The 12,120-nt window shown below is 76.0% G+C and carries 9 protein-coding genes; 5 read left to right on the top strand and 4 right to left on the bottom strand.

Annotation, left to right across the window (positions count from 1 at the left end; genetic code table 11):
• Window position 1: 1 nt before the first annotated feature.
• On the bottom strand, window positions 2–667 hold the full coding sequence (gene serB, locus E4A51_RS16715) for a phosphoserine phosphatase SerB (RefSeq protein WP_255430699.1): 666 nt from the start codon (window positions 665–667) through the stop codon (window positions 2–4).
• A gap of 100 nt (window positions 668–767) precedes the next feature.
• On the bottom strand, window positions 768–2,009 hold the full coding sequence (locus E4A51_RS16710; RefSeq protein ID WP_134852412.1) for a glucose-1-phosphate adenylyltransferase: 1,242 nt from the start codon (window positions 2,007–2,009) through the stop codon (window positions 768–770).
• Window positions 2,010–2,116: 107 nt separating this feature from the next.
• On the opposite strand from E4A51_RS16710, the gene glgA reads away from it, so the two are divergent.
• Window positions 2,117–3,346, top strand: a complete 1,230-nt coding sequence (glgA, locus tag E4A51_RS16705) for a glycogen synthase (RefSeq protein ID WP_070318921.1) — start codon at window positions 2,117–2,119, stop codon at window positions 3,344–3,346.
• Window positions 3,347–3,356: 10 nt separating this feature from the next.
• Here glgA and E4A51_RS16700 read toward each other — a convergent pair whose 3' ends face one another.
• Window positions 3,357–4,115 carry a hypothetical protein gene (locus E4A51_RS16700; protein WP_070318920.1) on the bottom strand — a complete coding sequence of 253 codons (759 nt, stop codon included), beginning with the start codon at window positions 4,113–4,115 and terminating at the stop codon, window positions 3,357–3,359.
• A gap of 78 nt (window positions 4,116–4,193) precedes the next feature.
• Complete coding sequence (locus E4A51_RS16695; RefSeq protein WP_070318919.1) at window positions 4,194–6,674, bottom strand: DNA topoisomerase (ATP-hydrolyzing) subunit A; 2,481 nt, start codon at window positions 6,672–6,674, stop codon at window positions 4,194–4,196.
• Between the two features lie 135 nt (window positions 6,675–6,809).
• Here E4A51_RS16695 and E4A51_RS16690 point away from each other — a divergent pair, with 135 nt between their 5' ends.
• The 4 genes from E4A51_RS16690 (at window position 6,810) to E4A51_RS16675 (ending at window position 12,103) form a co-directional block, all read left to right on the top strand.
• Complete coding sequence (locus tag E4A51_RS16690) at window positions 6,810–9,590, top strand: GNAT family N-acetyltransferase (protein WP_134852411.1); 2,781 nt, start codon at window positions 6,810–6,812, stop codon at window positions 9,588–9,590.
• A gap of 92 nt (window positions 9,591–9,682) precedes the next feature.
• Window positions 9,683–10,255, top strand: a complete 573-nt coding sequence (locus E4A51_RS16685) for a DUF5998 family protein (RefSeq protein WP_134852410.1) — start codon at window positions 9,683–9,685, stop codon at window positions 10,253–10,255.
• On the top strand, window positions 10,252–11,427 hold the full coding sequence (locus E4A51_RS16680; protein ID WP_134852409.1) for an alkaline phosphatase family protein: 1,176 nt from the start codon (window positions 10,252–10,254) through the stop codon (window positions 11,425–11,427). Before E4A51_RS16685 ends, E4A51_RS16680 begins: the two co-directional genes overlap by 4 nt.
• Window positions 11,428–11,443: 16 nt before the next feature.
• Complete coding sequence (locus E4A51_RS16675) at window positions 11,444–12,103, top strand: thymidine kinase (RefSeq protein ID WP_046528260.1); 660 nt, start codon at window positions 11,444–11,446, stop codon at window positions 12,101–12,103.
• The last annotated feature ends 17 nt before the right edge of the window (window positions 12,104–12,120 follow it).

The raw sequence follows: 12,120 nt of genomic DNA, 5'->3' as shown, positions 1-12,120 counted from the left end.
GTCAGCGCTCGCGGAACGCGTCGAGCGCGAGCACGGCGTCGAGACGGTCGTGGACGACCGCGTCGGCCGCGGCCGCGAGGACGGGCTTGGCGTTGAACGCGACGCCGGTCGCGGCGGCCGCGAGCATGTCGAGGTCGTTCGCGCCGTCGCCGATCGCGATCGTGCGCTCCAGGGGGATGCCGGTGCGTCGCGCGTAGTCGGCGAGCGTCGTCGCCTTGGCCGCGCGGTCGACCACGGGGCCGTCGACGCGGCCCGTGAGCCGCCCGTCGCGCACCTCGAGCCGGTTGGCGTGCACGAGCTCGATGCCGAGCCCCGCCGCGAGGGGCGCGACGACCTCGACGAACCCGCCCGACACGAGGCCGACCGGCCAGCCGCGGCGCTGCAGCTCGGCCACGAGCTCGCGCGCGCCCGGTGTGAGCTCGGCCTCGGCCAGCACGTCGTCGAACACGGTGACCGGCAGGCCCGCGAGCGTCGCGACGCGCTCGTGCAGCGACTGCGCGAAGTCGATCTCGCCGCGCATGGCGCGCTCGGTGATCGCCGTGACGAGGTCCACCGACCCGGCGCGCGCGGCGAGCATCTCGACGACCTCACCCGTGATGAGGGTCGAGTCGACGTCCATGACGACGAGGCGTCGCGTGTCGGCGGGCGCGGCGGGGCGGGTGTCCACGACCGGCAGGGTAGTGGCGGCCGGTCGGTGCCCGCGGCGGCGTCCGCAGGGTGTGCGGACGCCGCCCTCCCGCCGGCACCCGCCGGCGGGAGGTCGCGGTTCAGTCCGTGATGATCGTGCCCTTGGGGACGACCGTGATGCCGCTGTCGGTCACCGTGAAGCCGCGCGCGCGGTCGTGGTCGGGGTCGAGGCCGATGCGGGCACGCTCCGGCACGACGACGTTCTTGTCGAGGATCGCGCGGTGGATCTGCGCGTACCGCTCGACCTGCACGCCGTCCATGAGCACCGAGTCGGTGACCTGCGCCCACGAGTGCAGCCGGATGCCGGGGGACAGCACCGACCCCGACACGGTCGCGCCCGACACGACCACGCCGGGGGAGACGATCGAGTCCGCGGCGTGCCCCAGGCGGCCCGCGCCCGCGTGCACGAACTTCGCGGGCGGCAGGCCCGTGTAGCCCGTGTACAGCGGCCACGCGTCGTTGTAGAGGTTGAACACGGGCTCGACCGAGATGAGGTCGTGGTTCGCGTCGAAGTACGACTCGATCGTCCCGACGTCGCGCCAGTAGTCGCGGTCGCGGTCGGTCGAGCCGGGCACGTCGTTGCGGATGAAGTCGTACACGCCGGCCGTCCCGCGCTCGACGAACCACGGCACGATGTCCCCGCCCATGTCGTGGCGCGAGTTCACGTTCTCGGCGTCGACCGTCACCGCCTCGACCAGGGCGTCGGCGTTCGCGACGTAGTTGCCCATCGAGGCCAGGATCTCCAGCGGCGAGTCCGGCACGGGCGTCGGGTCGGACGGCTTCTCGCGGAACGCGGCGATGCGCGACGGGTCGCCGGGGACGGTCTCGATGACGCCGAACTGGTCGGCCATGCCGATGGGCTGCCGGATGCCCGCGACGGTCAGCTCGGCGCCCGAGTCGATGTGCGCGTCGACCATCTGCGAGAAGTCCATGCGGTAGACGTGGTCGGCGCCGACCACGACCACGATGTCGGGGCGCTCGTCGTCGATGATGTTGAGGCACTGGTAGATCGCGTCCGCGCTGCCCAGGTACCAGTGCTTGCCGACGCGCTGCTGCGCGGGCACCGCCGCGACGTAGTTGCCGAGCAGCGACGACATGCGCCACGTCTTGGACACGTGCCGGTCGAGCGAGTGCGACTTGTACTGCGTGAGCACGATGACGTGCAGATACCGCGAGTTGATGACGTTCGACAGGGCGAAGTCGACGAGGCGGTAGATGCCGCCGAAGGGGACCGCGGGCTTCGCGCGGTGCGCGGTGAGCGGCATGAGCCGCTTGCCCTCCCCTCCGGCGAGGACGATGGCGAGGACACGCGGCGCTGGCATGTGCCCAACCTAGGCCCGAGACGCGTCCCGGGCGAGGTCACCGCGCCGCCGGGCGCTAGCGTGTCGCCTGGAGACCGGCGGTGGGCCGGTCACGACGGGAGGATCCGGTGCGCGTCGACCTGCTGACCCGCGAGTACCCGCCGCACGTGTACGGGGGCGCGGGCGTCCACGTGGCGGGCCTGACCGCGGTGCTGCGCGAACGCGTCGACGTGCGCGTGCACTGCTTCGACGCGCCCGTCGCGGAACCGGGCACGTACGGCTACGACGTGCCGGGCGGCCTCGCGGGCGCCAACCCGGCGCTCGCGACCATGGGCGTCGACCTCGCGATCGTCGACGGCATCGGGCGCGTCGACGGCGACGGGGCGCCGACCGACCTCGTCCACTCGCACACCTGGTACGCCAACCTCGCCGGGCACCTCGCGTCGCTGCTGCACGGAGTGCCGCACGTGCTGACGGCGCACAGCCTCGAGCCGCTGCGGCCGTGGAAGGCCGAGCAGCTCGGCGGCGGGTACGCGCTGTCGTCCTGGGTCGAGCGGACCGCCTACGAGTCGGCCGCGGCGATCATCGCCGTCAGCGGCGGCATGCGCGCCGACATCCTGCGCTCGTACCCCGCGGTGGACCCCGCGCGCGTGCACGTCGTGCACAACGGCATCGACCTCGACGGCTGGCGGCGCCCGACGTCGGACGACGACCTCGCGCACGCGCGCGCCGTCGTGCAGGGCCTGGGCATCGACCCCGACCGCCCGGCCGTGGTGTTCGTGGGCCGCATCACGCGCCAGAAGGGCCTGCCGTACCTGCTGCGCGCGGTCGAGGCGCTGCCCGCCGACGTGCAGGTCGTGCTGTGCGCGGGCGCCCCCGACACGCCCGAGATCCTCGCGGAGGTCACGGGCCTCGTCGAGGACCTGCGCACGCGGCGCACCGGTGTGGTGTGGATCGACAAGATGCTGCCGCGCGACGAGCTCGTCGCGGTCCTCGCGCACGGCACGGTGTTCGCGTGCCCGTCGGTCTACGAGCCGCTCGGCATCGTCAACCTCGAGGCCATGGCCGTCGGCCTGCCGGTCGTCGGGACCGCGACCGGCGGCATCCCCGAGGTCGTCGACGACGGCGTGACGGGCTGGCTCGTGCCGATCGACCAGGTGCAGGACGGCACCGGCACGCCGGTCGACCCCGAGCGCTTCGTGGCCGACCTGGGCGCCGCGCTCGTCGAGGCCGTGTCCGACCCGGCGCGCGCGGCCGCGTGGGGCGTCGCGGCGCGCCGGCGCGTCGAGGACCACTTCTCGTGGCACGCGATCGGGGAGCGCACGCTCGAGGTCTACCGGGGCGTGCTGGAGCGCTGAGCGTCGGCGGTCAGCCGCGGCGCAGCTGCGTCGCGGCGGCCGCCATCGCGCGGCGCGCGACCCGGTCGACCTCGCGCAGCGCGGTCGACCTCTGGTCGGCCTGCCACAGGTTCACCGCGCCGCCGTCGTCCTGCGTCGCGAGCGCGACGATCGCGCGCAGCCGCGCGGCGCTCGACAGCACGCGCACGCGCTGGCCCGCGACCCCGCCCGGCAGGCGCCCCGCGGGCAGCGCACCGTCGCGCACCGAGGCGATGTCGTCGGCCGCGTCGGGCCTCCAGCGCTCGACCCCGAGCTGCACGAGCGCCTCGGTCGCGGTGAGCAGGCCCTGCCGCAGGTCGCGCTCGGCGTCCTCGAGCGTGCCGACCTGCGCCCACACGGCGGTGCGCCAGTCCGGCACGCGGGAGGCCTGCCACGTCACCAGGTGGCCGGGCTCGAGGTCGGACCCGAACCGCTCGACCTCCGGCACGAGCGCGAGCGAGCGCGCGCCGGCGCGCAGCAGCACGCACTCCCCGGCCTCGACGGCGGCGCCCGAGACCTCGGGCGGTGCCGCGACGGGCTCGCCGGGCACGGGCAGCAGCACGGCGACCTCGTCGACCGGGGAGCCCAGCCACGTGAGCCACGCGTCGAGCGCGAGCGTCTCGCCCTCGGACGTCACGGCGTGCGGCTCGTCGTCGTGCTGGACCGCGGCCAGCGCGCCGTCCCGGGAGCCGGGGGCCGTGAGCCACAGCGCGAGCAGGACGGAGCGGGGCAGGTCGAGCGAGGCAGCCACGGCACCACGGTAGGTGGTGCCGCGGCGTGCTCCGAACGACGTGCCCGCGACCCGGTCGCGCGGCCGGAGCCTCCCGGGTCAGCCGATCGCGTGCACGGGGGCCGCGAGCGGCACGCCCGACCCGTCGCGGCGCTCGTCGAGCGGCGGCAGGTCGACGGGCTGCCCGCCCGCACCCGTCGCGCGCGCGGGCGCGGGGCCGACGTGCGCGAGGATCAGCGCGTCCTCGCCCTTGAGGAACCGGTGCGAGCGGACGCCGCCCGTCGCGCGGCCCTTGCCGGGGTACGCCGAGAACGGCGTCACCTTGGCGGCGCCGGCCTGCGTGCCGGGCAGCGCGGTCGACGTGCCGGACACCGTCACGACCACGGCGTCGTCCTGCGGCCGCACGACCGCGAACTCGACGACGCGGGCACCGGCGGCGAGGTTGATGCCCGCCATGCCGCCCGCCGCGCGGCCCTGCGGCCGCACCTGGGACGCGGGGAAGTGCAGCAGCGACGAGTCCGAGGACACGAGCACGAGCTCGTCCTCGTCACTCGCCAGGGCGGCCGCGACGACCTCGTCGCCGTCGCGCAGGCCGATCGCCTCCCACGTGTCCCGGTTGGCCGGGACGTCGCCGGGCACGACGCGCTTGACGACGCCCTGCACGGTCGCGAGCGCCACGGGCGGCGCGTCGGCGCCCAGCGGCACGAGCGCCAGCACGCGCTCGCCGGTCTCGAGCGCGACCGCCTCGCCGACCGGCAGGCCGCCCGAGAGCGACGGCGGGCCGTCGGTGGGCGGCATGGTCGGCAGCTCCAGCACCGACAGCCGCACGACGCGGCCGCGGTTCGTCAGCGCGCCCACCTCGGCGCGCGCGGTCGTCGCGAGGGCCGACGCGACCACGTCGTGGCGGCTGCGCACCGTGCCGTCGCCCCGCACGGGCTCGACGTCCTCGGCGGTGCGGGCCAGCAGACCCGTCGCCGACAGCAGCGCCCAGCACGGCGTGTCGGGGATCTCCAGCGGCGCCGCGGCGGCCTTCGCCGACGTCGGCGCGCCCGCGACGCCCGCGAGGCCCGTGCCGCCCGCGTGCTCGAGCAGGACCGTGCGGCGCGGCGTGCCGTACGTCGCGGCGACCTCGGCCATCTCGTCCGAGACGACCGTGCGCAGCAGCGCGTCGTCGCCGAGGATCGCCTGCAGCCGGGCGATCTCCTCGACCAGCTCGTCGCGCTCGCGCTCGAGCTCGAGGCGCGAGAACCGCGTCAGGCGGCGCAGCCGCAGCTCGAGGATGTACTCGGCCTGCGGCTCGGACAGGTCGAACACCGACCGCAGGCGCGTGCGCGCGGTCTCGGCGTCGTCCGACGTGCGGATGACCTGGATGACCTCGTCGATGTCGAGGATCGCCACGAGCAGACCCTCGACGAGGTGCAGCCGCTCCTGCCGCTTGGCCAGCCGGTACGACGTGCGACGACGCACGACCTCGAGGCGGTGGTCGACCCACACGCGCAGCAGGTCGACCAGGCCGAGCGTGCGCGGCTGCCCGTCGACCAGCGCGACGTTGTTGATGGAGAACGAGTCCTCGAGCGGCGTGTACCGGTAGAGCTGCTCGAGCACGGCCTCGGGGTGGAACCCGGTCTTGACCTCGATGACCAGGCGCAGGCCGTGCTGCCGGTCCGTGAGGTCGACCGCGTCGGCGATCCCGGAGAGCTTCTTGTTCTGCACGCCCTCCTTGATCTTCTCGATGACCTTCTCGGGCCCGACCATGTACGGCAGCTCGGTGACGACGATGCCCTTGCGGCGCGGCGTGACGTTCTCGACGCGCGCGGTCGCGCGCGTGCGGAACGCGCCACGGCCCGTGCGGTACGCGTCGCGCACGCCGTCGAGGCCGACGATCTTGCCGCCCGTCGGCAGGTCCGGCCCGGGCACGAAGCGCAGCAGGTCCTCGAGCGTCGCGTCGGGGTGCAGCACGAGGTGCCGCGCGGCCGCGACGACCTCGACGAGGTTGTGCGGCGCCATGTTCGTCGCCATGCCGACCGCGATGCCCGACGTGCCGTTGACCAGCAGGTTCGGGATCGCCGCCGGCAGCACGCCCGGCTGCTGGAGCTTGTTGTCGTAGTTGGGGACGAAGTCGACGACGTCCTCGTCGAGCCCCTGCGTCATCGCGACCGCTGCGGGCGCCATGCGCGCCTCGGTGTACCGCGACGCGGCGGGGCCGTCGTCGAGCGAGCCGAAGTTGCCGTGCCCGTCGACCAGCGGCAGCCGCAGCGAGAACGGCTGCGCGAGCCGCACCATCGCGTCGTAGATCGCCGAGTCGCCGTGCGGGTGCAGCTTGCCCATGACCTCGCCGACCACGCGCGCCGACTTCACGTACGGGCGGTCGGGACGCAGGCCCATGTCGGCCATCTGGTAGACGATGCGCCGCTGCACGGGCTTGAGGCCGTCGCGCGCGTCCGGCAGCGCGCGCGAGTAGATGACCGAGTAGGCGTACTCGAGGAACGAGCCCTCCATCTCGGTCGCGACGTCGACGTCGACGATCTTCTCGACCAGGTCCTCGGGCGGCAGGTCGGGGGTCGCGGGACGACGCGCCATGGGCTGGTTCGCTCCTCGGTGCTGCGGTGCGGGCGGTGGGACGGGGCCCCGCCGCCGACGACGGACGGCCCTCGTGGTGCATTCTCCCCGTGCCGGGGGAGTCATCGGCGCAGCCGCGCCGCTAGCCTGGCGGGCATGGCCGACGTCGACCCCGGAGACGGGCACCTGGGCCCGGCGGCCGAGGGGGCCGCCGGAGCGGCACCCTACCCCGCGGGCTGGGAGGCGGACGTCGTCCTCACCGACGGCTCCACGACCCGCCTGCGTCCCATCCGCCCCGAGGACGCCGACGCGCTGCAGGCGTTCCACGTCGGGCAGTCCGAGCGCTCGACGTACCTGCGGTTCTTCGCCCCGCTCGAGCGGCTGTCGGACCGGGACCTCGACCGCCTGGTGCGGGTCGACCACGTGGACCGGGTCGCGCTCGTCGCGCTCACGGGCGCACCCGACGCCGACGAGCCCGAGCGCATCATCGGCGTCGCGCGCTACGACGTCGTCGAGCCCGAGACCGCCGAGGTCGCGTTCAACATCGCCGACGCCCACCAGGGCAAGGGCCTCGCGTCGGTGCTGCTCGAGCACCTGGCCGTCGCGGCGCGCGAGCGCGGCGTGCGCCGGTTCGTCGCCGAGGTGCTGCCGCAGAACGGGCGCATGCTCGCGGTCTTCAGCGAGGCCGGGTACGAGGTGCGCCGGCGCACCGAGGACGGCGTCGTGCAGGTCACGTTCGGCATCGACCCGACGGACCGGTCGCTGGCCGTCGCGGCCGACCGCGAGCACCGCGCCGAGGCGCGGTCGATGCGCGCGCTGCTGACGGCGCGCAGCGTCGTGGTGGTCGGCCCCGGGCCCGAGCCCGAGCGACCGCTCGCGGCGCGGCAGGCCCAGCGCGTCGTCGAGGGCCTGGCCGCCGCGGCGCGCGCCGGCACGATCGCGGTGCACGCGGTCGGCGTCGGCCACGGCGAGGGCCTCGGGGACGACGGCGTGCACCGGCACCGCCGGGTCGACGACGTGCCCGGGCCGGTCGAGCTCGCGGTCGTCGCGCTCCCGGCCGCGCAGGTGCTCGACACCGCGCGCCGGCTCGGTGCGCTCGGCGTGCGCGGGCTCGTGCTGCTGTCGGGCGGGTTCGCCGAGGCGGGGCCCGAGGGGCTCGCGCGGCAGCGGCTGCTGCTGGGCGTCGTGCACGGCGCGGGCATGCGGCTCGTCGGCCCGTCGTCGTTCGGGCTGCTCGCGACGCACGACGGCACGACGCTCGACGCGTCGCTCGCGGTCCGACCGCCGCGCCCCGGGCGCATCGGCCTGTTCTGCCAGTCGGCGCCGTTCGCGGTGACGCTGCTCGCGGCGGTCGAGCGGCGGGGCCTGGGGCTCGCGCAGCTCGTGTCGGCCGGCCACCGGGCCGACGTGTCGGGCAACGACGTCATGCAGTTCTGGGGCGAGGACGAGGGCACCGACGTCGTCGCCCTCTACCTCGAGTCGATCGGCAACCCGCGCAAGTTCACGCGCGTCGCGCGGCGCCTCGCGTCCCACAAGCCGGTCGTCGTGGTCGCGGCCGGCCGCACGGGCCACGTCGTGCCGCCCGGTCACGCGGTGCGGCCCACGCGCGCACCGCGCCGCACGTTCGAGGAGGTGCTGCGCCAGTCCGGCGTCGTGCGCGTCGAGAACGTGCACCAGATGCTCGACGTCGTGCAGCTGCTCGCGCACCAGCCGCTGCCGCGCGGCAAGCGCGTCGCGATCCTCGCGAGCTCGACGGGCGTCGCCGCGCTCGTGGCCGAGGCCGCGTCCGCCGCCGGGCTCGTGGTGACCGACCGCGTCGAGCGCATCGCCGAGGACGCGCGCGCCGACGAGGTGCGCGACGCGGTCGAGCGCGTCTACGGCGACCCGGGCGTCGACGTCGTGGTGGCCGTGCGTGTGCCGACGCTGGGCGTGCCGGACCCCGTGCTGCCGCGCGAGGTGGCCCGCGCCGCCGCGCGCACGGGGCTCACGACGGTGGCCTGCATGTTCGACCTGCACGGGCTCACCGCCGAGCTCGCGGCCACCGACCCCGAGGGGCGCGTGCGCACCGTGCCCGCCTACGCCGCGCCCGAGGACGCCGTGCTCGCGCTCGGCCACGCCGCGCGCTACGCGGCCTGGCGCGCGGCCGACCGCGGCACCACCGTGCACCCGACGGGCGTCGACCTGCGGGCCGCGCGTCGGCTCGTCGCGCGCGCGCTCGCGGAGTCCGGCGCGACCGACGGCGCCCCCGTGCCGCTCGACGCCGCGCAGACGGCAGAGCTGCTCGCGACGGTCGGCGTGCACGTGTGGCCGTCGATCCGCGTGCACGACGCCGACGAGGCCGTCGCGGCCGCCGAGCGGCTCGGCTGGCCCGTCGCCGTCAAGACGACCGTGCCCGCCCTGCGGCACCGGGCGGACCTCGGCGGGGTCCGCCTCGACGTCGCCGACGAGGCGGAGCTGCGCGCGGACGTCGCGGGGATCCTCGCGCTCGCGGCCGATCACGACCCCGGCGCGGGCGTGCCGCCGATCGAGGTGCAGGCGATGGCCCCGCACGGCGTCGCGTGCGTCGTGCGGTCCGCCGAGGACCCGCTGTTCGGACCGCTGCTGAGCCTCGGCGTCGCGGGTGACGCGGCCGACCTGCTCGGCGACGTCGCCTACGCCGTGCCGCCCCTGACCGACGTCGACGTCGCCGAGCTCGTGCGGACGCCCCGCGCCGCGCCGCGGCTGTTCGGGTACCGCGGGCTGCCCGCGCTCGACGTGCCCGCGCTCGAGGACGTCGTCGCGCGGGTCGCGGTGCTGGCCGACGCGCTGCCCGACCTGCGCTCGCTCGAGCTCAACCCCGTGGTCGTGTCGCCCACCGGACTGGCGGTGCTCGGTGCGCACGCGTCGGTCGCCCCCGCGGACCGGGCCGACGCCGCGCGCCGGCTCGCGCGCGCATGACCCGCGACGACCACGGCGCGCGCCGGCGCGGGCCCTTCGCGCGCCCCCGCGGGCGTGCCCGCCCGGGCGCGCGGGGATGGGAGGATGGGACCGTGCCCGCCCTCTCCACACCGCTGCGTCACGACCTGGACCGCGCCGGCTACTACCCCGAGCTGGTCGCCGAGGTGCTCGAGCTCGCGCTCACCGACGAGACCGTCGTGGCCCACCTGGTCCACCCCGAGACGACGTTCGACGGCGCCGAGGTGCGCCGGCACGTCACGGTCCTCGCGCTGACGCCGACCCGGCTCGTCGTCACGCACGTCGACGACCACCCCGCGGACTCCGAGCACCCGTCGCCCAGCGCGCAGGCCACGACCGAGGCCGTGCCGCTCGGCGAGCTCCGCTCGGTGGCGTTCACGCACGTCGTGCCCAACCCCCAGGAGCACCACGCGGGCGACGGCGCGGCCGAGCTGACGCTCGCGGTCGGCTGGGGCGCGGTGTCGCGCGTCGACCTCGAGCCCGCGACCTGCGGCGACCCGCAGTGCGACGCCGACCACGGCCTGAGCGGCTCGATCACGCCCGACGACGTCGTGGTGCGCGTGAGCGCCGCCGCCGAGGGGCGCGACGCCGTGCTCGCCGCGATGGCGTTCGGCCGGACGCTGTCGGCGGCGACGACGCGCCGGTGAGCGGCACGACGGCCGCCGCGCCGCCCGCGCCCGACGACCTCGTCGCCCCCGTGGCGCCGGACGGTGACGCGCGCTCGATCACGCACCTGCTGCCCGCGCTCGGCGACGCGCTGGGCGTCGACGTGCCCGGCGGCGCACCGGCGCGGTCGCTGCTCGGGCTGCCCGACGCGCGGCGCGTGTGCGTCGTGCTGGTCGACGGGCTCGGGCACCTCAACCTCGCCGAGCGGGGCGGCCACGCGCCGTTCCTGCGCTCGCTGCTGGCGGGCTCCGAGCCGCTGGTCACGACCTTCCCGTCGACGACCGCGACGGCGGTCGCGGCGTTCGGCACGGGGCGGGGCCCCGGCACGACCGCGATGCTCGGGTACACCGTCCGCGTCCCCGCGACCGGTCGGCTCGGCAACCTCGTGTCCTGGACCGACATGCCGCCCGCCGCGCAGTGGCAGCCGCACCCGACGGTCCTCGAGCGGCTCGCCGCGGCCGGCGTCGCGGTCACGAGCGTCGGGCCCGCGCGCTTCCAGGGGTCCGGCCTGACGGCGGCCGCGCTGCGCGGCGCGACGTACGCGCCCGCCGAGTCGCTCACGCAGCGCGTCGACGGCGTGCTGCGCGCGCTGCGCGAGCCCGGGCTGGCCTACCTGTACTGGCACGACGTCGACAAGACCGGCCACCACCACGGGTGGGGGTCGTGGCAGTGGGGCGAGGCGCTCACCGAGCTCGACGGCGAGCTCGCGCGCCTGGCCCGCTCGCTGCCGCGGGACACGCTGCTCGTCGTCACCGCCGACCACGGCATGGTCGACGTCGACCCGGCCCGGCGCCGCGACGTCGCGACCGACCCCGTGCTCGGCGCCGGCGTCGCCACCACGGGCGGCGAGCCGCGCGCGCTGCACCTGCACGTCACGCCGGGCACCGACCCCGGCGACGTGGCCGCGCGGTGGCGCGACGCGCTCGCGGACGACGCGGTGGTCCGCACGCGCGACGAGGCCGTCGCGGCCGGCTGGTTCGGCCCCGTGGACGCCCGCGTCCTGCCGGTCGTCGGTGACGTCGTCGTCGCGACGACCGGGGCGGCGACCGTCGTGGACTCGCGCACGCAGACGCCCGCGTCGATCGCCCTGCCGGGCGTCCACGGCTCCATGACCGCGCGCGAGATGCTCGTGCCGCTGCTGGTGCACCGGTGACCCGGAGGAGACGCTGATGGCCGAGCTGGTGTTCTTCTCCGGCACGATGGACTGCGGCAAGTCGACGCTCGCGCTGCAGATGCACCACAACCACGCCGCGCGCGGTCGTGACGGCGTGCTGTTCACGCGGCAGGACCGCGCGGGCAAGGCGGTCATCTCCTCGCGCCTGGGCCTGCAGCGCGACGCGGAGGAGGTCGACGACACGACCGACTTCTGGGCCGAGGTCGTCACGCGCCGCACGCGCGGACGCGCGGTCGACTACCTCGTCGCCGACGAGGCGCAGTTCTACACGGCCGCGCAGGTCGAGCAGCTCGCCCGCGTGGTCGACGAGCTCGCGGTCGACGCGTACGCGTTCGGCATCACGACCGACTTCCGCGCGCGGCTCTTCCCGGGCTCGGCGCGGCTCGTCGAGCTCGCCGACCGGGTCGAGGTGCTGCAGGTGCGCGCGCTGTGCTGGTGCGGGGCCCGCGCGACCCACAACGCGCGCACCGTGGACGGCCTCATGGTCGTCGAGGGCGACCAGGTCGTCGTCGGCGACGTGGCCGCCGGTGCCGGCGAGGTCGCGTACGAGGTGCTGTGCCGTCGCCACCACGTGCGGCGCATGACGGCGCGGGTCGCCCGCGCGACCGTGCCGACCGGCCAGACGCTGCTGTTCGAGGACGACGACGCCGGCTGAGGCGGGCGCCCGCGCGT

Source organism: Cellulomonas sp. HD19AZ1, from assembly GCF_004535805.1.
GTDB classification, from domain to species: Bacteria; Actinomycetota; Actinomycetes; order Actinomycetales; family Cellulomonadaceae; genus Cellulomonas; species Cellulomonas iranensis.
The sequence above is the reverse complement of the archived record's forward strand: the minus strand, read 5'-3'. Positions and strand labels throughout refer to the sequence as shown.